Annotated in this window: 25 protein-coding genes; 11 read left to right on the plus strand and 14 right to left on the minus strand. The window is 43.6% G+C overall.

Annotated elements, in window-relative coordinates:
• Nucleotides 1–49 precede the first annotated feature (49 nt).
• Nucleotides 50–439, plus strand: coding sequence for a DUF2850 domain-containing protein (locus MHO82_RS15935; RefSeq protein ID WP_239185221.1), 390 nt, complete (start codon nucleotides 50–52; stop codon nucleotides 437–439).
• Nucleotides 440–446: 7 nt separating this feature from the next.
• Here the strand turns inward: MHO82_RS15935 and MHO82_RS15940 are convergent, their stop codons facing one another.
• Nucleotides 447–671: a hypothetical protein gene (locus MHO82_RS15940; protein ID WP_239185223.1), complete on the minus strand. Its 225-nt coding sequence runs from the start codon at nucleotides 669–671 to the stop codon at nucleotides 447–449.
• 229 nt (nucleotides 672–900) lie between these two features.
• Here MHO82_RS15940 and mltA point away from each other — a divergent pair, with 229 nt between their 5' ends.
• Nucleotides 901–2,004: a murein transglycosylase A gene (gene mltA / locus MHO82_RS15945; protein WP_239185225.1), complete on the plus strand. Its 1,104-nt coding sequence runs from the start codon at nucleotides 901–903 to the stop codon at nucleotides 2,002–2,004.
• Nucleotides 2,005–2,088: 84 nt separating this feature from the next.
• Nucleotides 2,089–2,898 (plus strand): tRNA cyclic N6-threonylcarbamoyladenosine(37) synthase TcdA, encoded by an 810-nt coding sequence (gene tcdA / locus MHO82_RS15950; protein ID WP_239185227.1) that lies wholly within the window; start codon nucleotides 2,089–2,091, stop codon nucleotides 2,896–2,898.
• A 132-nt stretch (nucleotides 2,899–3,030) separates the two neighbouring features.
• On the opposite strand, the gene csdE is transcribed toward tcdA, so the two are convergent.
• Both csdE and csdA read right to left on the minus strand, forming a co-directional pair.
• On the minus strand, nucleotides 3,031–3,459 hold the full coding sequence (gene csdE / locus MHO82_RS15955) for a cysteine desulfurase sulfur acceptor subunit CsdE (RefSeq protein ID WP_239185229.1): 429 nt from the start codon (nucleotides 3,457–3,459) through the stop codon (nucleotides 3,031–3,033).
• A 39-nt stretch (nucleotides 3,460–3,498) separates the two neighbouring features.
• The gene (gene csdA, locus MHO82_RS15960) at nucleotides 3,499–4,728 is read right to left on the minus strand and encodes a cysteine desulfurase CsdA (RefSeq protein ID WP_239185231.1); all 1,230 of its coding nucleotides are present in this window, start codon (nucleotides 4,726–4,728) and stop codon (nucleotides 3,499–3,501) included.
• 378 nt (nucleotides 4,729–5,106) lie between these two features.
• Here csdA and MHO82_RS15965 point away from each other — a divergent pair, with 378 nt between their 5' ends.
• Genes MHO82_RS15965 through rlmM form a run of 4 tightly spaced genes read left to right on the plus strand, consistent with a single transcriptional unit; the run spans nucleotide 5,107 to nucleotide 8,138 of the window.
• A complete protein-coding gene (locus MHO82_RS15965) occupies nucleotides 5,107–6,027 on the plus strand; it encodes a transcriptional regulator GcvA (protein WP_239185233.1) in 921 nt (306 codons plus the stop codon).
• 17 nt (nucleotides 6,028–6,044) lie between these two features.
• On the plus strand, nucleotides 6,045–6,671 hold the full coding sequence (locus MHO82_RS15970) for an alpha/beta family hydrolase (protein ID WP_239185235.1): 627 nt from the start codon (nucleotides 6,045–6,047) through the stop codon (nucleotides 6,669–6,671).
• Nucleotides 6,661–7,050: a DUF423 domain-containing protein gene (locus MHO82_RS15975; protein ID WP_239185237.1), complete on the plus strand. Its 390-nt coding sequence runs from the start codon at nucleotides 6,661–6,663 to the stop codon at nucleotides 7,048–7,050. Before MHO82_RS15970 ends, MHO82_RS15975 begins: the two co-directional genes overlap by 11 nt.
• Entirely contained in the window at nucleotides 7,047–8,138 is a 1,092-nt protein-coding gene (rlmM, locus tag MHO82_RS15980) for a 23S rRNA (cytidine(2498)-2'-O)-methyltransferase RlmM (RefSeq protein ID WP_239185239.1), read from the plus strand. Before MHO82_RS15975 ends, rlmM begins: the two co-directional genes overlap by 4 nt.
• A 92-nt stretch (nucleotides 8,139–8,230) precedes the next feature.
• Here the strand turns inward: rlmM and xni are convergent, their stop codons facing one another.
• The 5 genes from xni to queF all read right to left on the minus strand — a co-directional run bounded on the left by xni (nucleotide 8,231) and on the right by queF (nucleotide 15,519).
• Nucleotides 8,231–9,007 carry a flap endonuclease Xni gene (xni, locus tag MHO82_RS15985; protein ID WP_239185241.1) on the minus strand — a complete coding sequence of 259 codons (777 nt, stop codon included), beginning with the start codon at nucleotides 9,005–9,007 and terminating at the stop codon, nucleotides 8,231–8,233.
• Nucleotides 9,008–9,098: 91 nt separating this feature from the next.
• On the minus strand, nucleotides 9,099–10,463 hold the full coding sequence (gene ppnN, locus MHO82_RS15990; protein WP_239185243.1) for a nucleotide 5'-monophosphate nucleosidase PpnN: 1,365 nt from the start codon (nucleotides 10,461–10,463) through the stop codon (nucleotides 9,099–9,101).
• Nucleotides 10,464–10,597: 134 nt separating this feature from the next.
• Nucleotides 10,598–12,157 carry a GGDEF domain-containing protein gene (locus MHO82_RS15995; RefSeq protein WP_239185245.1) on the minus strand — a complete coding sequence of 520 codons (1,560 nt, stop codon included), beginning with the start codon at nucleotides 12,155–12,157 and terminating at the stop codon, nucleotides 10,598–10,600.
• A gap of 124 nt (nucleotides 12,158–12,281) precedes the next feature.
• Complete coding sequence (locus MHO82_RS16000; RefSeq protein WP_239185472.1) at nucleotides 12,282–14,561, minus strand: GGDEF domain-containing protein; 2,280 nt, start codon at nucleotides 14,559–14,561, stop codon at nucleotides 12,282–12,284.
• Nucleotides 14,562–14,673: 112 nt separating this feature from the next.
• On the minus strand, nucleotides 14,674–15,519 hold the full coding sequence (gene queF / locus MHO82_RS16005; protein WP_239185247.1) for an NADPH-dependent 7-cyano-7-deazaguanine reductase QueF: 846 nt from the start codon (nucleotides 15,517–15,519) through the stop codon (nucleotides 14,674–14,676).
• Between the two features lie 79 nt (nucleotides 15,520–15,598).
• Here queF and syd point away from each other — a divergent pair, with 79 nt between their 5' ends.
• Both syd and MHO82_RS16015 read left to right on the plus strand, forming a co-directional pair.
• Nucleotides 15,599–16,147, plus strand: coding sequence for a SecY-interacting protein (gene syd, locus MHO82_RS16010; protein ID WP_239185249.1), 549 nt, complete (start codon nucleotides 15,599–15,601; stop codon nucleotides 16,145–16,147).
• On the plus strand, nucleotides 16,147–16,923 hold the full coding sequence (locus tag MHO82_RS16015; RefSeq protein WP_239185251.1) for a Zn-ribbon-containing protein: 777 nt from the start codon (nucleotides 16,147–16,149) through the stop codon (nucleotides 16,921–16,923). The genes syd and MHO82_RS16015 overlap by 1 nt, the downstream gene beginning before the upstream one ends.
• Before the next feature lie 50 nt (nucleotides 16,924–16,973).
• Here the strand turns inward: MHO82_RS16015 and MHO82_RS16020 are convergent, their stop codons facing one another.
• The 5 genes from MHO82_RS16020 to MHO82_RS16040 form a co-directional block, all read right to left on the minus strand.
• Entirely contained in the window at nucleotides 16,974–17,423 is a 450-nt protein-coding gene (locus MHO82_RS16020; protein ID WP_239185253.1) for a YaiI/YqxD family protein, read from the minus strand.
• Nucleotides 17,423–17,701 (minus strand): hypothetical protein, encoded by a 279-nt coding sequence (locus MHO82_RS16025; protein ID WP_239185255.1) that lies wholly within the window; start codon nucleotides 17,699–17,701, stop codon nucleotides 17,423–17,425. The genes MHO82_RS16020 and MHO82_RS16025 overlap by 1 nt, the downstream gene beginning before the upstream one ends.
• Nucleotides 17,702–17,719: 18 nt before the next feature.
• Nucleotides 17,720–17,941: a DUF2789 family protein gene (locus MHO82_RS16030; RefSeq protein ID WP_239185257.1), complete on the minus strand. Its 222-nt coding sequence runs from the start codon at nucleotides 17,939–17,941 to the stop codon at nucleotides 17,720–17,722.
• Between the two features lie 1,377 nt (nucleotides 17,942–19,318).
• Nucleotides 19,319–19,645, minus strand: a complete 327-nt coding sequence (locus MHO82_RS16035; RefSeq protein ID WP_239185259.1) for a DUF3301 domain-containing protein — start codon at nucleotides 19,643–19,645, stop codon at nucleotides 19,319–19,321.
• A gap of 51 nt (nucleotides 19,646–19,696) precedes the next feature.
• Nucleotides 19,697–20,737 carry a DUF3549 family protein gene (locus MHO82_RS16040; RefSeq protein ID WP_239185261.1) on the minus strand — a complete coding sequence of 347 codons (1,041 nt, stop codon included), beginning with the start codon at nucleotides 20,735–20,737 and terminating at the stop codon, nucleotides 19,697–19,699.
• Nucleotides 20,738–20,844: 107 nt separating this feature from the next.
• Here MHO82_RS16040 and MHO82_RS16045 point away from each other — a divergent pair, with 107 nt between their 5' ends.
• Together MHO82_RS16045 and truC are read left to right on the plus strand one after the other, a co-directional pair.
• Nucleotides 20,845–21,168, plus strand: coding sequence for a YqcC family protein (locus MHO82_RS16045; RefSeq protein WP_239185263.1), 324 nt, complete (start codon nucleotides 20,845–20,847; stop codon nucleotides 21,166–21,168).
• A gap of 1 nt (nucleotide 21,169) precedes the next feature.
• Nucleotides 21,170–21,895, plus strand: coding sequence for a tRNA pseudouridine(65) synthase TruC (gene truC, locus MHO82_RS16050; protein ID WP_239185265.1), 726 nt, complete (start codon nucleotides 21,170–21,172; stop codon nucleotides 21,893–21,895).
• 64 nt (nucleotides 21,896–21,959) lie between these two features.
• Here the strand turns inward: truC and MHO82_RS16055 are convergent, their stop codons facing one another.
• Nucleotides 21,960–22,343, minus strand: coding sequence for a DUF3461 family protein (locus MHO82_RS16055; protein ID WP_239185267.1), 384 nt, complete (start codon nucleotides 22,341–22,343; stop codon nucleotides 21,960–21,962).
• Between the last annotated feature and the right edge of the window lie 178 nt (nucleotides 22,344–22,521).

The raw sequence follows: 22,521 nt of genomic DNA on the forward strand, positions 1-22,521 counted from the left end.
ACTAGGATAAAGTATAGTATCGTCAAACAGTAACCGTCTTTTGGGCCTTATGGACGACAAAACGAAGCAAGAAAAAAATATTCAGCAAAAGCGCTTTCGCACGATCGCGTTACTTTCCGTGATTGCCGTTGGCATTGTTGGGGCTGCGACAACCGCAATGATTAAAAGTGGCTATTTTAGCCCACCACCACCCAGTGACATTTACGGCACTTGGGTGGAGCAGGGGGTGCCGAAATACGCGGCCGATATGTTCATTGTAAGTAAAGAAGGAATTCGCACGGAAGGGCGACTCATTAGTACCGATTTTGAATTCGACGGCCATGAGCTAACGTATCAGCAAGGTGAGGTTCGATATCGTTATGTTATTGATGACCTTGATAATCGAATTTTACTACGTGAAGAGCCTGCCCATTATCGTTCGAAATTTGTTCGTGAGTAGGCAAGCTTCATCGCTGATTTAACAGTGGCAATAATTCATGCACCGAGCATTGTTTTATTGCCACTTGCCGCATTGTATTAGCAACGGTTGTATTGCCACCTAAGCAACGTTGTATCACTTTATTGATTTCTTCTGGTGGGTTTCCATCTTTACTGAGCCCTCGAATCCATTCGTATTCAAGAGAATTAATATTAAGTAAGGTTTCTTTACCTACTTTTAATTCAGCGTCCATGGCAGTAACTCCGTTCTTTTCATTTTTATGACGTTAATATGATCTGTGCTTTATAAATATATGTCGCATGTGACGCTTTTGTGACACTAATTATACTCTGAGAGCTATTTCAATTTATTAATGCAATAGATGTAATGTTGACCTTTTACTAACAATTCAGGGTTTGCGATTCTAGGCCGAGTTTGTCATGCTTCTTGGCACAGTGACTTATTAATTACAGGCGATATTTGTGTTTCGTAAACTTGCAGTGGCGTGTGCCATTCTTGGCTTAGCTGGGTGTGCCCAACCTACCGATCGTGGTCAGCAATATTTGGATGGCAGTTTTGAAGCCAACTTAAATGAAACCGCGGTGATCAAATCTGATAAGCCTTCTGACTTTAGTGTTTTTTATCAACAGAGCCAGCAAGTATTAGAACGTTCGCCATCGATGGCTAATCGTTATAAAGAGTTGTATGTGCAATTAAGAAAATGGGCCCGAGAAAGTGGTGATACCACGACGATGGGCAATTATGGGATTGAATTTGCACAAATGGGTGGCGGCGATCGTAACGGTAATGTGCTATTCACAGGTTACTTTTCTCCTGTGATCGAAGCGCGCCACACCAAAGATGAAACCTATCGTTACCCGTTATATTCCAAACCCACTTGTGAAGGGCGTTGCCCAGATCGTGCCGCCATAAACGCTGGCGCTTTAGAAGGTCAAGATCTAGAGCTAGGTTATGTCGCCAATATGATTGACCCGTTTATCATGGAAGTACAAGGCAGCGGCTTTGTCCATTTTGGGGATGACGATAAGCTGGAGTATTTTGCCTATGGTGGTAAAAATGGTCATGCGTATGTCAGCATTGGTAAGGTCTTGATTGAGCGTGGGGAAGTGCCGCGTGAGAAAATGTCACTAAAGGCCATTCAAGATTGGGTGTCTCAGCAAGATGAAGCGACAGTACGAGAATTATTGGAGCAAAACCCATCTTATGTATTTTTTACTCCTCGCTCCGCAGATCCGGTAACCGGAACGGCAGGCATTCCATTGTTAGCTGGTGGTTCTGTTGCGGCAGATCGCTCGTTATTACCGATGGGAACACCTTTGTTGGCGGAAGTGCCACAGTTAGATAAAGAAGGTAACTGGACAGGTCAGCACGTGTTAAAGCTTCTGCTGGCGTTAGATACCGGCGGTGCAGTAAAAGAAAATCACCTAGACTTATACCATGGCATGGGGGCAAAAGCGGGTACAGACGCTGGCCACTACAAGCACTTTGGTCGAGTGTGGAAGCTAGGTTTGCAAAATACCCCAACTCAAGCGCCTTGGGTATTACCTGAAGCCACAGAAAAATAGCGCTTATTGAGAGCACTAGACAATTCAGCTCAGAGTGCGTATAAAACGCACTCTTTTTGTATTTGCTTTCTAAAAGGCACAGTTATGCGTGAACTTACAACTCCAGCATCGGAGAACTACGACCAACGTTTTGGTGGCACTCGTCGTTTATATGGTAACAGTGAAGTGGAAATTCTTCGTGCTGCCCATGTGTGTGTGATTGGCATTGGTGGTGTAGGTTCATGGGCCGTTGAAGCTTTGGCACGAACTGGTGTGGGTGAGCTGACATTGATTGATATGGATGATGTGTGTGTGACTAACATTAACCGCCAAATCCACGCCATGACAGGCACTGTCGGTCAGAGCAAAATTGAAGTGATGGCAGAGCGTGTAAAGCTGATTAACCCAGAGTGTAAAGTTAACTTAATTGATGATTTTATTACTCCTGACAACATCGCAGAGTACATTGATAAGCGTTTTGACTATGTGTTAGACGCTATTGATAGCATGAAGCCAAAAGCGGCGCTGCTGGCTTATTGTAAAAGCAATAAAATTAAGGTTATCACTACAGGTGGTGCGGGTGGTCAGGTTGATCCAACTCAAATTAAAATCACGGATTTAGCGAAAACCATTCAAGATCCGTTAGCGAAAAAGCTGAAAGATACCCTTCGTCGTTTTCATAATTTCAGTAAAAATCCACAGCGTAAATTTGGTATTGATTGTGTGTTTTCCACCGAGCAATTGAAATACCCACAAGCGGATGGTTCAGTATGCGGCACTAAATCCACAGCGGAAGGGCCAAAGCGAATGGATTGTGCGAGCGGCTTTGGTGCCGCTACGGTGGTAACGGCAACTTTTGGTTTTGTGGCTGTGTCTCGCATTGTTGAAAAGTTGATTGCTAAGCATAAAAAATAGTACATGCTTGAATAAGCAGATGTGATAGTAAGCTGGCGTAAAGTCGAAACATGAGAGGAGCTAACCGAAAAGGGCGAGCTCCTTTTTTCTTGGAATAGAAACAGTGTTTATGGGCAGATCATAACGCAGGGTTTATTGTGTAATGGTCTTAATGGTTTCCACAATGGCTTTTAGTCCATTACCACGAGACGGGCTTAAATGTGCAATCAGCCCCAGCTGCTCAAAGTAGCCATCAATATCAAATTGTTGAATTTCTTGTTTTGTTTTGCCGTTAAAGGCCGCCATCACTAAAGCAATCAGGCCGCGCACAATGCGTGCGTCAGAGTCGGCACAAAAGAAAAATTGCTCGTCATGTTGTTGATGCTGTAGCCAGACTTGGCTTTCACAACCAGCAACCATCACTTGTTCTTGTTTTAGCTCCTCAGGCATGGTTGGGAGCTTTTTCCCTAATTGAATTACGTGGCGGTATCTGTCTTCCCAACCATTGCTGTTTTGCATTAAAGCAACAACGTGGTCTGCATGAATTTCGGTACCAAAAGGGCTTGATGGAAAGTCCGTCATGACATCATATCTCGTAAATAAGTTTGCTTGGTTGAAGAGTTACAGCAGCTCACACGCTTTGTGCAGAGCGGTAATGAAACGATCAACATCTTGTTTTGTATTATACAAGGCGAAAGAGACTCGAATGGTGCCTTTTAGCTTCAGAGCATCCAATAATGGGTGTGCACAGTGATGACCGGAGCGTACGGCAACCCCTTGTTGATCGAGTAAGGTGGCAATATCTTGGTGGTGTACACCGTCTATTACAAACGAAAATAAGCTGGCATTAGGCTGCAAGCCAATAAAGCGGATATCGTCGAGATCTTTAATTTGTTCAACCGCATAATCACGTAAGGCATGAATATGTGCTTCGACTTCAGCTTGTTCAAATTGCGTGATCCAATCTATGGCAGTCGCTAATGCAATGGCTCCTGCCACGTTGGGTGTACCTGCTTCAAACTTGCCTGGCAGAGTCGAAAAGGTCGTGCCTTCAAAAGAGACTTTTTCCACCATCTTTCCTCCACCGTGCCAAGGTGGCATGGCTTCGAGTAAGGCTTGTTTACCATAAAGCACGCCGATGCCAGCAGGAGCATACAGCTTGTGGCCAGAAAAAACGTAAAAGTCGGCATTTAATGTTTGTACATCAATAGTGTGATGAACAATGCCTTGTGCGCCATCAACCACGACCACCGCGCCAACGTGATGCGCTTGCTCAATGATGGAGTCAATGGGTAATAGGGTGCCAGTTACGTTGGTGACATGCGCTACAGCAACGATTTTGGTCTTTTGACTAAGCAGATCTTGGTAGGCTGCCATGTCCAGTTGGCAATCTGGTGTCATTGGAATTTTGACGACTTTTGCCCCAGTTTGTTCTGCAACGATTTGCCACGGGACAATGTTCGCGTGATGCTCTAATTCACTGACTAAGATTTCATCGCCTGCCTGTAGTGTGTTACGCGCATAAGTTTGAGCAATGAGGTTGAGAGCCTCTGTGGCGCCACGTGTCCAAATGATCTCTTTTTCATCTTTGGCATTAATGAAGTTTTTTACACGGCTACGAGCGGCTTCAAACTGGCTGGTGGCCGTGGCGGTTAAGCTATGACTGCCACGATGAACGTTCGCGTTATGACCACTGTAATAATCACGGATTGCATTTATGACCGCTAAAGGCTTTTGAGTGGTCGCTGCACTATCAAAATAAGCCAGTGGCTGTTGATTTACCTGTTGGCTTAAAGCCGGAAACTGGCTGCGAACGGAATCAATCGTAAACGTGGTCTTTTGAGAAGTCATAGAATTAGTCACTGTTGATGTATTGGCGTTATTCGAGCCGGATCATGCGGATAAATAGAATGAAGAGCAAGTATTGATTGTTAAAAAGGGTGAGATAAAAAAATAGCACTGTATTGGGGTACAGTGCTAACAAAAATACTTTTGACAGACAGGGTCAAAAAATACAGGAAGTTAATGGTAGAAATCTACCAACTCGGATAACCGAGTAATATGCAAACACAACATCGCAACGACCAAGCTGCTGATAAACCAATAGAGGGAAATCAACCGTTCAAGCTTGCGTTGCCGGGGCACTATAGGTTTTATCTGGTAGTTGAGCAACGGACAATTTATAATGTTGCCCATTAAAAAAACTAATGGTTCAGATAGTGAGCTTTTATGTCCAGAAGATTACCCCCATTAAATTCTTTAAAAGTTTTTGAAGCAGCAGCACGCCATTTAAGTTTCACTCGTGCCGCAGAAGAATTATTTGTTACTCAGGCGGCGGTCAGCCACCAAATTAAAGCGTTAGAAGAGTTTCTTGGCTTGAAGTTATTTCGTCGTCGTAATCGCTCTTTGTTGTTAACAGAAGAAGGGCAAAGCTACTTTCTCGATATTAAAGATATTTTTTCTTCGCTTGCGGAAGCCACAGATAAAGTTTTAGAGCGCAGTGCCAAAGGGGCATTAACGATCAGTTTACCCCCAAGTTTTGCGATTCAATGGTTGGTGCCGCGTTTAGCGGATTTTAATACCCAAGAGCCAGATATTGATGTGCGTATTAAAGCGGTGGATTTGGATGAGGGCTCATTAACCGATGATGTGGACGTCGCCATTTATTATGGCCGGGGCAATTGGCCGGGTCTCAGAGCCGATAAGTTATACCAAGAATGTTTGATCCCAGTGTGTTCACCGCAACTGTTAACGGGTTCAAAACCTTTAGAAACCATTGGTGATCTGAAACTGCATACCCTTTTGCATGATACTTCTCGTAAAGATTGGAAGAGCTACGTGCGCAAACACGAAGTGGAAGGGGTCAATGTTAACCAAGGGCCGATTTTTAGCCACTCAGCGATGGTACTGCAAGCGGCAGCACACGGTCAGGGCGTCGCATTGGGTAACAATGTACTGGCGCAACCGGAGCTGGATGCTGGGCGCTTGATCTGTCCGTTTGATGAAATGCTCGTGAGTAAAAACGCGTTTTATTTAGTGTGCAGTGAAAAGCAAGCGGATACCGGTCGAATCGCTGCTTTTCGTGATTGGGTACTGGCAAAAGCCGCCAGTGAACAAGAAAGTTACAGCAATAACTCTGGGGCAGAATAACAGTGGAAAATAGAACAATGAATGAATATTTGGTCGATGGCCCAGATGATGCCAAAGTTACGTTTCTGTTTGCTCATGGTGCTGGTGCCGGAATGGATCATGAATTCATGACGGCCATTGCAACAGGGTTGGCTAAGACGGGCATTAAGGTCGTGCGTTTTAATTTCCCTTATATGGTTAAACGCGCCGAAGATGGCAAAAAGCGTCCGCCAGATCGTCAGCCTAAACTGACGGATGATTTTTTACGTCACATTGAGGCTTTTTCTCAAGATAAGCTCGTAATAGGTGGGAAGTCCATGGGAGGTCGAATGGCCAGTATTATTGCCAATGAAGCCAACGTATTGGCGCTGGCCTGTTTAGGTTTTCCTTTTCACCCACCGGGTAAACTGGATAAGTTCAAAGGTGAGCATCTTGCAGAGTTGGAAAAGCCAAGCCTAATCTTACAAGGTGAGCGTGACACATTTGGTAAGCGTGAAGAAGTCGAAGGTTATGCTTTTTCAAAGGCTGTTAGGGTGCAGTATGTACCAGATGGCGATCACAGCTTTAAACCGCGTAAAGCGTCGGGCTACACCGAAGAACAAAACCGCCAGCAGGTGATTACTCAGTTATCGGCGTTTATTTGGGAGCAGGTCGATGCTAGCTAGTCGCACGATTTTATTGATTGCGAGCCTAAGTGGGGCCGTGAGCATTATTTTAGGTGCGTTTGCTGCACATGGCTTAAAAAGTCAGTTATCGCCTTATCTCCTTGATGTATTTGGTACTGGTGTTCAATATCAGGCGTGGCATTCACTGGCATTGCTGGGATGCGGGATCTTATTGCGCATTTGTCCGTCAAAAGCGGTATCATACGCCGCACTATTTTTTACCCTGGGTATTGTTTGCTTTAGTGGCAGCCTCTATGCGCTGGCATTAACAGGGATTAAATGGTTTGGCCCAGTGACTCCATTGGGTGGTTTATGTTTTATTATCGGTTGGGTAGCTCTTGCTGTAGCTGCTTGGCGTTTACCTGAGGTTACAAAGTGAAGCAAGTTTTGTTGTATTGTCGTCCGGGCTTTGAAAAAGAGTGTGCCGGAGAAATTCAGGACAAAGCCAATAAATTAGAAGTGTATGGTTTTCCACGCACTAAACGTAATACAGGCTATGTTCTGTTTGAGTTTTATCAAGATTCAGACGCAGTAAAATTCACCAAAGAGGTAAAATTCTCTGAGTTGATTTTCTCTCGTCAAATGATCTTGGTTGCGGCTCAATTTACTGACTTGCCTTCAGAAGATCGTATTTCACCGATTTTGAATGAGCTGGCTGACATTGAAGCGCTGCCTCGTTGTGGTGATATTCGTATTGAAACCCCAGACACTAACGAAGCCAAAGAGCTACTAAAATTCTGCCGTAAGTTTACTGTGCCACTGCGCCAAGCATTGCGTGGCAAAGGTATTTTATACAGCAAAGACAGCCCGAAAAAGCCAGTGTTGCATGTGTGTTTTACTGAGCCGGGATCGTGTTTTATTGGGTATTCTTTAACAAGCAATAATTCACCATTCTTTATGGGGATCCCTCGTTTAAAATTCCCATCAGACGCACCAAGCCGCTCAACGTTGAAATTGGAAGAAGCTTTCCATGTATTTATTCCGCGTGAAGAGTGGGATGAACGTTTAGCTGCGGGTATGTGGGGTGTTGATTTAGGTGCATGTCCAGGTGGTTGGACGTATCAGCTGGTTAAGCGCTCTATGTTTGTTCACTCTATCGATAATGGACAAATGGCTGAAAGCTTGATGAACACTGGCCAAGTGAAACATCACGAAGTGGATGGGTTCAAGTTTGAGCCACCACGTAAAAACGTCACTTGGATTGTGTGTGACATGATTGAAAAGCCAGCACGTGTGGCACACTTGATGGGCGAGTGGATTGTTAAAGGTTGGGCGAAAGAAGCCATTTTTAACCTGAAGCTGCCAATGAAAGGCCGTTACGATGAGGTGCTTCAAGATATTGAAAACTTAAAAGAGTTTCTTGCTCAAAATGGTGTGAAATTCACGTTACAGGCAAAACACCTTTACCATGATCGTGAAGAAATTACGGTTCATTTACGTAGCCTAAGCAACATCTCTCCACATTGATTTTTTGATGTTTCGTAATAGATAAATAACAACGCCAAGGTATCAAGCCTTGGCGTTTTTGTATCTTGTTTCTTTTTCTAGAAGAGTAACAGTTAAGAGGCTTGTCTATCGTAGCGAATGTCTTGCAAGTTGAAGCCTAATGGAATGTCCGTTTTTAGGGCGGAGATTTGCTTGCTGATTCTTGCTATTTCGATGTGCTCATCCATCTTTTTTCTATATTTAGGAGCAAGATCGTCGGCGTTATAGGCCGTTTCAATGTCTTCATATTGGCTTAAAATTTCGACAGCGGCTTTGGGCCCTACACCAGGAATCCCTGAAATTTTACTTGAGCTGATGCCTGCTAAGCCCCAATAATCAGGAAGTTGTTCCGGTTTAATACCATACTCTTTTTCTACAAACGGCATGTCTAACCAACGTTGTTGAAAGTAGTCACGGATGCGCAGAGTCGGATTTAATAATTGGCAGTAACCTTTATCTGTCGATACGATGGTGACTTGTTCATTGCGAGAAGCGACTTTCATGGCAATGGTGGCGATCAAATCGTCGGCTTCATCTTCAGCACAGATCAACGAATCAACCCCTATCTCCCACATGGCATCTTGTATGCTGTCCATGTTTTTGGCGAGTGCCTCTGGCATTGGCTTTCGGCCTTCTTTATAGCTTGGCAGTAGCTCTGCACGCCAGCCTCGATTCTGCTCATGGTTATCAAAAACCGCAATAATATGGCTTGGTTGGCTTTGTTTGATGATTTTTTTGAGCGCTTGTAAACACACTCTACGAGTTTGCTCAATATCCGATTCATCTTTTTGAACAGCATGAATGCGGCGGATCAGATTTAGTGCATCGATAACAACAAGGTGTAGAGACATAGTTTGGTATTTGTTTGCCAGTGAAAGAAAAAAGCTCAGAGAACTGAATTATCTGAGCTTTATTGTACTGGGGGAGAGGCGGGAGTATCAATTAGTTTCCGTTGGTGATGATCTCATAACATGGGATATATTGGGTTCCAGGTAACTTCATGCGTTTTTGATCCACAAAGTCTTTCAGTAACTTGTCCATCTTCTTCATTAAGTCGGCGTCACCATTGATTTTAAAGGGGCCATTGCGCTCAATCTCTCGAATCCCTTCTGCTTTGACATTACCAGCCACGATGCCTGAGAAAGCACAGCGTAAATTGGCGGCTAAGCTTTCAGGGCTTTGGTTTAGATGTAAATCTAAATTGCTCATTGATTCGTGCGTGGGATCAAAAGGTAGTTGGAACTCAGGGGATATCTTGAGTGACCAGTTAAAGCTGTAGGCATCGCCAGTTGATTTACGGTGTTCCCGAACTTCAGTCATGGATTGCTTCACAATTTGTGCCGCTTTTTCATAATCGTCAATCACAATGGTGTAGTGCTGTTGTGCTTCTGGTCCTAATGTATCGCCGATGAATTGGTCGATGGACTTGAAGTAGGCCTCACTCTCTTTTGGGCCCGTCAGAACAATAGGCATAGGTTGCGATTTATTTTCTGGGTGCATCATGATGCCAAGAATATAAAGTAGCTCCTCGGCAGTACCTGCGCCACCGGGGAAAATAACGATGCCGTGAGCCAAGCGCACGAAGGCTTCGAGCCGTTTTTCAATGTCAGGCATGATAACCAGTTCATTAACGATGGGGTTTGGCGGCTCAGCTGCAATAATTGAAGGCTCGGTTAAACCAAAGAATCGGCTGTCGGTATAGCGTTGTTTGGCATGACCAATGGCAGCCCCTTTCATTGGCCCTTCCATGGCACCTGGTCCACAGCCAGTACAGATATTCAGTTCACGGAGGCCTAGTTCATGGCCGACTTCTCGAGTGTATTGATATTCTATAGAGTTAATTGAATGGCCGCCCCAGCAAACCACTAGGTTAGGATCGGATCCTGGGTGCAATGATCTGGCGTTACGAAGAATACTAAAAACTAAATTGGTAATGTGGGTGGTGTTGGTTAAATTGAGTTTGGCTTTGTCTTCAAGCTGCATATTGACGTACACAATATCGCGCAGTACTGAAAACATATGCTCTTGAATGCCTTTGATAATTGTACCGTCAACAAAAGCGTGGCTCGGTGGGTTTATTAATTCGAGTTTAATGCCGCGCTCACGGCGCATGACGCTAACATCAAAAGATTTATATTTTTCGAGAAGTTCTTTTGAGTTGTCTGAGTGGCTGCCGGAGTTTAGCACCGCAAGTGAACAGTTGCGGTAGAGGCGATATAAATCACTGGAGGCGGTGTGTTTTAGTTGTTCTACTTCCAGTTGAGAGAGAAGATCCATACTGCCAGCGGGACTTATGTGTGTGATCATGGTGACCTCCTTGACGTTGGAAAGTAAAGGAGCATGGAGCCCCTTTAAAATCAGTCTGTTATTTCACCATACACAGCAAATTCAGTTTTCGCTAGTTTTCGCCTCGATTCAATGTGATATTAATGACATTAATGTTAGATCCAGATCAGCTGGTTTCGGCCACTGTCTTTAGCGTGGTACAAGGCTTTATCTGCTCTCTCAATCACATCATTAGGGGTATCGCTTTCCGTAAATAAAGTAGCCCCGATGGACACCGTAATACTGACTTGGCTGTCTTTAAATTTGAAAGGCAGCTCGCCGACCGCATCGTTGATGGATTGAAGGATAGAAGAGCGTTCTTCTTCAGTGGCGTCAGGTAACAGAACCACAAACTCTTCCCCACCAAAACGGGCGATGAAGTCAGTATCTCGCAACTGCTTTTGGATGGTCTTTGCCATTACCTTGAGGGCTTTATCTCCTGCAAGGTGCCCAAAGCTGTCATTAACGTCTTTAAAGTGGTCAATATCAATCATAGCTAGGCATAATGGGTGTTGGTAGCGTAGCCAACGTTTGTATTCATGCTCTAGGCGATCCGTTAGGGCTGCACGGTTATACACCTTGGTTAAGTGATCAAGGAACATTCTTTTTTCCTGATCATTCAAACGACGGCGATAGTCCAGCGTTTGCTCGTACAAAACAGAGATCTTGTTTTCGTTGTATTGCAGTTGCTCAAGCAGCGTTTGCTCGCGTGCTTCCATTGCTCGCTGACGATCCACCAAAGAGCTCATCTCGGCATGTAAATGGCTAAGGCCTTTTCGCCAGTCTTCTAAGTTAGCATGGCCCTCTAGCCCAGCATTGACTTTATTCGCTATGCCTTCAAACTCACTGGTCATATCGCGCCGCTGATCAAAGTAGGAGTTACCTTGGCTGAAGCTTTGATTGGTGGTTTTTTGTAAGGTGGCGAGATCACTGTTTACTTGATCAAGAAATTTTTGTGATGAACGGCGCTCGTGGTGAGTACCATCTAAAACCAGTCGAAGAGTTTCAAGTGCCAATTCAATTAGGGTTTGAGCATCGACACCCAGCAGTAAGCGGTTTCGGATATCGAGCAGGCTTTCTCCTGATTCACTGTCAAAATCAAGCTCAGTAATGAGGTGTTGCAGTTCATTGGTGAGCTGCATTTGCATGTCGGTATCTAGACTGTCTTTTAGCAGTGTGCCTTCATGACCATTGGTTGAAATTAACTTTACGGCACGTTCATACAAGTCAACTAAACGAATTACTCGACTAATGTTATCACTGCTGTCTACGATTGGGCGTTGCAGCAGATTACGCAGATCGCGTTTTAACTGGGCAGGAAGGCCACTCATTCGTTGGAGCGTTTCGCCACTGTTCCTGATTTGTTCATTTAGCCTTGCGTGATATTTGTCCATTTGTGCGGTATGCCTGATAACCATACGTTCTACGACGGCCAAACGCGGAATAAGCTTAGAAACATCTTTATTATGTTCTAAATCATTACGAAGTAGAGTAAGCTTTTGATCTAATTCTGCGTTTTGACCACGGCAAGCAATACTTAAACGTGAAATTAATCGTTTTAAGATAATTGTCTCACGTCGAGATTTTAATGTGGTATCTCTGTGAGTTAAGCGGGCTTGATCTAATTGTTGTTTCAGCTGACTAAATTCAGCTGCAACCATTGCAACTTCACTCATAAGATTAGACTAGCAACTCCTGCTGTACAACAATTCAAAATAATCAATAACATTGATGAGTAACTGGTAATAATAACAAATTTATTATTACGAGTAGAGTAATAGCAAGCAAAAAGCTCAAGTGTTAATCATTTGACGCCATATTTCTGACTGATTCGTGATCGTCGCTCCAATTAATGTCATCATCACTTGAAGTTTGTACTTTCACTAAACCTTGGTTTATTGCTTGCTGGCAAGCCAGACGGATATTGTCGGTTGCAAAACTGGCGGCTGGGGCACTTTCTATTGCACTTAAGTGTACCCAGTGACTGCCTGGTTCACTTTTGCTGATTTGACGAGCAAAGTGAGTGGCCATTAATAAAATATCAATTAACTCTCGGTCATTAATGGCGGTATACGCTCTTGGTAAAAACGGGTATTCAGTAATGCCTGTACGTATACGTCTATCTAATGTACGTTCTAGAGAAAAATTATCAATGATTGATTGAATCATATCCGCCAATTGTTGCGGATCTTTATTAGGATTGGAGTTAGGTTCAATATATAGAAACGCCGCATCGGAAAAATGATATAACCGAGAAGGTTTCTGGATGTGTTGTTTTAAGTACTCCCCAAATTCCTTTTCAAGAGCCAGGCCTTCTTGGTAGCCGTGGTGAAGATAAACATGGCGTAAAAATGGCACATCGATGAGCGCAAAGCGGAGGCGGTCACTCAGGGGTTCATTAATCAGCTCACCTAAGTGCCATTGTTCAAAATGAGCACTGCTTTGTTGTAGCGATGATGGCAAACGTGCTGTGAGCAGCCGTAAATTCCGCAAACCACTTCTTGGATGAGTGTAAAAGTCGTGACGCAGTTTATCGAAATTGCGGTTTAAACGGTTGTTGAGCCTACCACGACGAAATGAGATGGCGCTGATCAGAATTAACAGACAGAATAGCGCAAACGCCACCTTTTGCATTTTCCTAAATTCTTTCTGGCCATCTTTTAATTGCTGTTCTAGACCTTGGTAGTGCAGCGTTTTTTCAATAATTTCTTTTTGCTGGCGAAAAACATCTTCATTGATTTCATTTTGCCTAGCTTGTTTTGAATCAAACAGCTGTTCATATCGGCGCTGTGCTTGCAGCGACAGCTTAAACTCTTCTGATAGCTCATACGCTAAAGAAAGCAGTTTCTCTCCTTCCATCTTGATGTCGTTTCTTTCTATATGCTGGGCGATGGTTAAGGCGCTTTGAATATTGGTAATGGCGTCGTGTGTCAGATCTTGAGTGAGTAAGAGTTCTGCTTCTAGTAACAGAGTTCGGGCTTGTAAGGGCTTTATTTGTGTATAACTGACTAAACGCTTGGCCTGCTTTAAGTACTGATCGCTTAAGGTGTAGTTATATAGGTTTAAATAGGTTTTGGAGATGTCCAGTCGCAGCTGAATCACTTTACTTAAGTCTTGCTGGTCTTTTTCTTGGTCTAATACGTTGAAGTAGTGGACTAAGGCCAAGTTGTAGCGCCCTTGCTTGAAGTAAATTTCGGCCATCAGGTTAAGAATGTCAGCCAGATTTTGGTTGTAGTTGAAACGACCATAAAACTCGGCGGCCTGTGAAGCGTGCTCGATGGATTTATCCAAAACTTGACGTTGGAAAAAGAGTTTTGCCAGTTGGAAATTGGCTTTAGCCAGTAGGCCACTGTTGTCTTCTGATACTGACCGCCAATAGGCTGCCAATAATTCAGTTAGGGCTTGGTCGTATTGTTTATGATCCAGATAGTGCTGACCAAACGACAGGTGATATTGAATGGTGTTGGCTGGCGTATTGTCGTTGGCTAAATAGTTTTGAGCCTGTTTATAAAAGGCAATGGCTTGAGCGGCATTGTTTTGGGCTGATTGCAGTTCAGCATTGAGCAGAGCTAAACGAAAATACAGATCACCACTGAGATCAGCCGAAGGGGGCATTGTTGTGAGGTCTTTTGCTATCTCATCGAGCAAAGCTTGTGAAAGAGGTGTATTTCGAGTCTGTTGCCATAAAATTTGTGAGCGGATTAATTTTGACTCTAAATAGGTATAAGTCAGAGAGTTATTTTTGGCGATGAGCTCCGCTTCTTTAATGGCTTGTAAGGCTGCTCTTGGAGCGTTGAGCAGGCTAAGTGCTTGTGCCTGGATTTGTAAGGCATCAATGGTGTTCATTGGGGTTCGAATGGCTCGGTCTGTTTCATCATTAATATGAACACTGGAGGAGCCTTTAGGTGCACTAAGGCGACGTTGTGATAAGAAACGTTCTGCGATAATACGCGCTTGCTCTGGGTTGGTCTCCAGCAGCTGGTGAGCTTCAGCAAGAATAGGGGCGGTATAAATCTTTGCGGCTACAGGGGTGAGCCAAAAGAGTAAACCGATGCAGAGAGATCGAATCACAAGTTTCATCATATTTGTAGTGATAGCCTAACTAAGAGTTGTTCATAATATCTGTGTTATAACCAAAGTCCAACAAGTTCGCTGGGAATGAAACTTACTGGACTTGAAGAGGTTATTGCTCTTATTGGCGAGCTAAACGAAAGTTGTTTGCTGGCTGAGTTTGTTCGCTAGAGCGGTATGGGTTGATGTCTAATCCACCACGGCGAGTATAGCGAGCATACACAGTTAATGTAGTTGGTTGGCAATATTTCATGATGTCGGTAAAAATACGCTCGACACATTGCTCGTGAAATTCATTATGCTGGCGGAAAGAAATCAGGTAGCGCAATAATTTTTCACGGTTGATTTGGTGGCCCGTGTATTGGATCTCGACGCTGCCCCAATCTGGTTGACTGGTGATCAAACAGTTCGACTTTAATAAGTGGCTGTGCAGGGCTTCGGTGACAACAGTGTCTTCTTTTGCCCCTTCTAATAAACTTGGGTCAAAGTCATAACTTGTGATTTCAATATCTTGATCGTCAATACACTCACCCGCCATGCCTACAATAGGTTGGTTATCATAAGCCGTTACTGAATTGACGGTGACGCTAACACTTTCTCCAGCACACTGTGACAAGTCTTTTTGCAGTGTTTCTTCTACTTGCTGCCATGAGTCAAAGCGTGTTTGGTTAAAGCTATTTAAGTACAGCTTAAACGACTTTGATTCAATTAAGTTTGGGCTTGTAGCGGGTAAGGTCACTTCTGCGACAGCCACTTGCGGTAGACCTTTGTTATTTAACCAAGACAGTTCATAGAGAGTCCAAATATCTACGCCGTGAAAAGGCAGTGAGTCACCAAGTTCAAGATCATCACGGTTTAAGCTACGTGGTACAGGGTGTAGAAGGCTTGCGTCATATTGATCTTTGTAGTCTGTTTTTTGACCGAGGGTTAACCCCGCCAGCTCTTTTGCGCCAGAGTATTTGCTCATATTGAATTTGATTAAATTAGATTAGAATAGCCTAAGTTTACTGAATCATAATGATAGTGTCACCAATAGGAGAAAATCAATGAATCATCTTGCTGCTCAGGCATTAGCTGAGTTTAGCCAACGTTATGTTGAGGCTTGGCAACAAAAACACGATACGTTGCCGATGAGTGAAGACATGGTTGATTTACCTTCGTCTTGCGTGACCAAAGAGAATGACAGTTGTGTGATTTGGCAGCCGGTTGCTCGCAATGAGTTTGCGGATTTTGAAAATGTAGAGCAGGGCATGGAATTGCTTTTACATGAAGACAGTAAGGCTTTTTACGGCAGCCAATATAGCGCAGATATGCAAGGTGAGTGGGAAGGAAATACAATTACCTTATTACAAGTGTGGAGTGATGATGACTTTACCCGCTTGCAGGAAAACATTATTGGTCATCTGGTTACACAGCGTCGTTTAAAATTAAAACCAACCGTATTTATTGCCGCGACAGATGCTGAACTGGATGTGGTGTCTATTTGTAATTTAAGTGGTGAAGTCATTTTAGAAAAACTAGGCACCAAGAAGCGTACTGTGCTTGCTGCTAACGTAAGTGAGTTCTTAGCTAAATTAACGCCAGTGGTTGAGTAATGTACGTAATTGAATTGCAGTTTGAGTGTTTCGATAATACGACGGTTAGCGCGGTAGACAGTGCCATTAATGGCTTGATGGACGCATTGCGCTACAACGGCCAAGTGTTAGGGCGTGAGTTTCCTATTATCATGGGGGAAGGGGAGTTTCGGGTTCGGGCAGTGTGCCCTGAGCAAGACAGTTTACATCCTGACTTTCATTCTGACTCTGTGAATGCCCATTTTAATCGCTTGTCAGACGCAAAGTTGTTGGCTCCCAAGGTTCGATTACTGGGGCGCGATTTAAACTCGGAAGAATCTGCCGAAGACAGTACGCCAAGCTGGCAGGTGATTTATACCACCTTTGTTCATACCTGCTCGCCATTACGCAGCGGTGATACGCTGATGCCTATTCCGCTGTATCGAAATGGCCCGACGTTAAACGGCGATCATAAAGCGGTTGTGAAGTGGCAAACAGAATGGCAAGCGTGTGATGAGATTCAGATGACCGACGGTTGTGAAGCGAAGCACTCTGCCTTAAAAGAAATTGCTGATATTCATAGTGACCTTTTCCGCCGAGGCTGGGATTTACGAGGCCGAATCGAATACATTACCAAAGTGCCGACCTACTACTATTTGTATCGTGTGGGTGGGGAAAGTTTAGAGCAAGAGCAGCAACGCAGTTGTCCTAAATGTGGCAGTCAACAATGGCGACAAGATGAACCATTGCATGGTTTATTCCATTTTAAATGTGACGATTGCCGAATTGTGTCTAATCTGTCTTGGGATTTTCAGTAACAATAGTGGCCAGTAGTTCTTGAAAAACTGGCCCTCATTTTATTTTCGGATTAACGCTTTGCCTTGGCTAAAATGCGATCGAGCTGGTTAGCAAATTCACGGCGATCGGTTTGTGATAGTGCGCTTGGGCCACCTGTTTGAATTCCGCTTGATCTTAACGTATCCATAAAGTCACGAATGTTTAAGCGGGCTTTAATCGTTTCTGGCGTATAGAGCTCACCACGAGGGTTGAGAGCTTGTGCGCCTTTATCAATGACCTCAGAGGCCAACGGAATATCGGCAGTGATGACTAGGTCTCCTGTGTTTACGCGCTGGACTATTTCATCATCAGCCACATCGAACCCAGACTCTACTCTTAAAGATCGAATATTGGCTGCGCTAGGAACTGGAATATTGTGATTAGCGACCAGAGTTAAATCAAACCCTGTTCGAGTGGCAGCACGAAATAGTGTTTCTTTGATGACTTTCGGACAAGCATCAGCATCAACCCAAATATGCATTATTGTGCTCCTTGTTGTTCAAGTACGGCAAGGCGCTCAGTCAGTGCTTTCACTTGTTGTTCTAACTCTTCGATTCTTTGTTCATGATCTTTAGGGGCGGTGGTCACTTCAATTTTGGGTACTTTATTACCCGCTTTCCATGCTTTTAAGGCAGTAATAATCGCAGGCATAGGTGCTGGGGCGGTAAGGCGGGCTTTAATAAGAGCGACAGTGGGGGTTTTACCTTCTGCCGCTAATGTACTTATTGCGTGTTCAAGTTGTGAGGTTATGTCTTTCATTGTGTGCTCAGTTAGTGATCATTCCCTGAGCATCATATCTAATTGATCAATAACTTCACACCAATCCGCGTCATCAGCTAGGGCTTCGGCTAAAAACTGTTTTTGGGTTGGTGTCCAAAAAGGGGCTTCAGTAAGTTTCTGTCCATCTTTTAAAGAATGTTCGGCAATAAACTGAACTTCCTTTTCATTAATTCCTAACTGACTGAATAAATTAGCTAAATTATGCTCAAATACTTCCATGCTACCTCCATTACTACCAGTATTGAGTTAAGTATAGGATAAGAAAAAAGAGAAACCCTGTAGAGCTTGTAAGAGATCTCTCACAACGAATGTAAGAAAAATCGCTTTATCGTCAGCAATAATACGCACAATAAAAATTAAGTCATTGATATTTAATAATATTGGCTTTTGTCTGTGTTTTGGAGCCAGAAAAGTGTGATAAAAGACTATTGCTGAAAAATCAGGTTGGCGTAATCTTAAAAGTGTCGGAAGGATGCTGACACGGAACAGGAACTTAACCACGGATTTGGTTAGTCTCAGGATGAGGCATCGGTGATTCAGGATGAATGATCGGCATGGATAGCAAAAGGACATTGAACGGACTCAATAGTAACTAGGATGGTTACTAGCAAGGAAGACAATGGACACCTCTAGGACAGAGGCAAGGAACGAACTTCAGGATGAAGGGGTCAGGAAGGCCGAGGACACCGCTAGGACAGCGATGAAAAAAGGATTGAGCTTTAAGGATTAAAGCTAACTATCATGGAATGATGCAGGGAGCACCATCAGTAGCCGGATTGCTGCGAGTAAGACTAAGGGCCCGAGACGTGAGAGCGTATCGGGCCCATTCTTTTTATCCACTTCTTTATCTCTTTCTATAACTGCGCTTGTGTGCCTTAAGCCGTCGATAAGTGAATTTCCCTTTTGCATAAATTTCATATTATGATGATTTTTTATTCACGTTGGTGATTTTCGAGTACATTGACGAATCATGTTGTGAGAGATCTCTTACACAGGACGTAAGATAAAACGCTTTAGTACGGTGAAAAACTTGCTTTTGTTCATTTAAGTTATTGATTTTTAATGATATTGATTTTTTCGTGTTTTTAGGTGAATCACTTTTGTGATCAAGATCTATTGCTGAAAATCTTAGCTAGCGTAATCTTATTGGTGTCGGAAGGATGCTGACACGGAACAGGAACTTAACCACGGATTTGGTTAGTCTCAGGATGAGGCATCGGTGATTCAGGATGAGTTATCGGCATGGATAGCAAAGGACATTGAACGGATTCAATAGTAACTAGGATGGTTACTAGCAAGGAAGACAATGGACACCTCTAGGACAGAGGCAAGGAACGAACTTCAGGATGAAGTAAAGGACACCGCTCAAGGAACAAGCGAGAGAGTTAATACTGGATGTATTAATGGGTCAGGAAGGCCAAGGACACCGCTAGGATAGCGATGAAAAAAGGATTGAGCTTTAAGGATCAAAGCTAACTATCATGGAATGATGCAGGGAGCACCATCAGTAGCCGGATTGCTGCGAGTAAGACTAAGGGCCCGATATGCGTATGTGTATCGGGCCCATTCTTTTTCTGGACACATACAATAAACCGATCAGTAAATGACTCTTTCTGATTCATTGGCAGGCATGTGGTGAGGTGGTAGAATGAATTTCATTGAACGGAAGCCTTTCACAATCAATTGTCCTTGATAGCAATCCTCACCCGTCGCAGAAAATTCAAATAAATACACGGTATGCCAGCCTATTTTACCATTAGGTAAACGTAATTTATGTTCGCCTCGGGCCACACTCAGTAGTTGTAAATTGAGTTGTTTGCAATGGCGAGCAATGGCTTTTTTGGCGACTTCAGTTTGCTTATTTTGCTGCCAGAATCCATAGCCGACGAAAGCAAGAGCAAGTATGGCGAGTAAGTTTGTCATCGGGTTCCCTTCAATGAAATAGCCTGAGCGTTGAGGCTCAGGCTTAAATGATTATTGTTGTTTTGTGCTTTGTTGTAATTGCGCGATGGCCTTGTGCAAGGCTGGATCGGCTTCACTATTTAGAATTTGCAGCATGGTTAAGCGCAATGTTGGCTGCATCACTAAATCTGCAAACAGTTGATTAAATAAGGACTGGTTACCTGTTTGAGCTAAACGCAGTAGGTATTGGCTTGCTAGCGTTGTGTCTTGCAGAGCTTGCCAGCTTCTTCCTGCAATACCGATTAACACTTCTGGGTGGCTTAAACGCTCACTGGCTAAAATGGCGGTGAGTGCTTTTTTTAATAAGGTGGATTCTGCACCTGATAAGGCTCTAATTAATGCAGAGATCAAGAATAAATCGGGATCTGTGCTTTTACACTCTTCTTCTGTGAATTCAAGTAATCGCTCTGCTAGTTTTGTCGGTAAGTGACTGTGTTCTAAACAGCCTAACAGCGCATACAGAGGTTCTGTGGGTAATTGGGTTAATGCTTTACGAACGATCACGCCATTTTGTTGTTCGTTTAAACGGGCGCACACATCGGCCAATCCTTGTAGGCCTACGGTTTGCCAGTTATTCCAACCTAATCCACCTTCTAGGTAATGGATTGTGTGCTCGTAATACTGACTGGTTGGTTGTTTTAACGTGACACGCAATAGACTGTGAAACATCGCCATCTTGTCGTCTTGAGGCTTAAATGTATAAGGATTGTTGGCTAACTTTTGCTGCTGCTCTTCTGTTGGTTGTTTATTCAGGCTTAGGCCCGTTGCTTCAATAACAAATTTAATGAAGTTGCCCATATCGGCTTGTTTTAGCAAGCTACGTTCATCAAGAGGCAGTTTTAAGAACCACACCCAAGGCTGGGCGACATCGTTCCAGAAAGCGATGGCTAAATGTGCGTGTTTTTGCAATGGATAAGGGTATGGCTGCTGGCTGGCCTCTACGGATTCAAACTGTTGATTGTCGATCGGCTGAACACGGCGGCCTAAATCGTAAATTTGATATTGGCAGTTCGCATTATTGAGTAGTTCTGAAAGAGTATGAATAGTATCCATTGCTGTTTATCTGTTGTTCCTAAGTGGCTTTCGATTATAGGGAGTATCAAGAGAAGATGGTATCCTTGACTTCTCAAACCTCGCCTCTAGTAAGACAAAGGTACACCATGGATACATATCAACACACTTCGTTACTGCTTGATAAATTAGAGCAAGCCCTTATTGCGCATGATTTATGGCAATCCACATCACCAACGAAAGAGGCACTGGCCAGTGTGGAGCCTTTTGCTGTTGATACTTTGTCGTGCACAGAATGGCTACAGTGGATCTTTATTCCTAAAATGCGTCATTTGGTGGAGATGAAAATGGCATTGCCAATGGGTTTTTCCATTGCGCCTTACGTTGAGGAAGCCCTAAAAGAAACCGTAGGCCAACAGAGCGTTTTAGCCGTAGTGTTAGAATTAGATAATCTATCAAAAGGTGTGCAGTAACATGGAATTAGAAATTGTATACCGCGATGAATATTTAATTGCTGTGAACAAGCCTGCGGGAATGTTGGTGCATCGTTCTTGGCTTGATAAGCATGAAACGCAATTTGTAATGCAAACATTGCGTGATCAAATCGGCCAGCATGTTTTTCCTCTGCATCGATTGGATAGGCCAACCTCTGGTGTGCTTTTCTTCGCTCTTTCAAGTGAAATCGCATCCCAAGTGATGCCTTTGTTTGCCAGCCGTGAGATGAAAAAAACGTACCATGCGGTGGTGCGTGGTTGGATCACAGAAGGCGCAACGCTGGATTACGCTCTAAAAGAAGAGCTGGATAAAATTGCTGACAAGAACGCCACTAAAGAGCCAGAAGCTAAAGAGGCTATTACTGAATATCGGCCATTGGCGCAGATTGAAGTGCCATACTCGACAGGGCGTTTTCCAACCAGCCGATACTGCTTAATGGAAATGAAACCACACACAGGCAGAAAGCATCAACTTCGTCGTCATATGCATCATTTAAGTCATCCTATTATTGGTGATACTTCCCATGGTGATGGCCGTCATAATCGATTATTTCGAGAGCATTATGATTGTCACCGTCTAATGTTACATGCATCAGAGCTGGCATTTACTCATCCAATCACCAACGAAAACGTGATTATTAAGGCAGGCTTTGATGCTGTTTGGCTAAAGCTTATTGAAGAGTTTGGCTGGCAAGAGGCCTTTTAGTGATACGATAAAACGTCAATACAGAGCGGCTGAACGCTCTGTATTTTTACAGTTTATGAGCTGATTATTTTAATTTTTCCAGATCAGATTCAATCTCAGCAATTTTGCTGGCCACCACTTTTTCTAGATGACGAAGATCGGTAAGGATTTTTTGTTTCACATCGACTTCTGGTGTCTTTTCTGGTCGAGTGATTTTATTCAATTCATCAATCACAATCGTCAGGTTACGATTGATTTCAGTGACTTCCTTGTACTGATGGCTACCGCTATCAACCAGTACATTTTTGCGCTGGCGTGGGTATTTGAATTTTACGCTTTTGGCAAAAAACTCCCCTTTTTGTTTTGTGAAGTAGATTTTTAGAATGTCCGCTTGTGCTTCTTGGCGAAGTGAATAGCGGCCAATTTTCTCTGGCTCTGTGATGCCTAAGCCTTTGAGGTTTGGATACATAAATACCTCATTCATCGTTATTGTAAGTAAAGAAAAGCAAATGTGGGTGTATAGAGTCAATGTACTAAAAGGTGGTTACATTGATTCAACTAGCTGGTATTAAACAGGATAACTGTAGCAAGAACTGATGACTCCGGACAGCTACCCACCTAGGTCAAACAGGAGAGTTGTGGGCAAG

Source organism: Vibrio sp. Of7-15, assembly GCF_022347565.1.
GTDB lineage: Bacteria > Pseudomonadota > Gammaproteobacteria > Enterobacterales > Vibrionaceae > NORP241.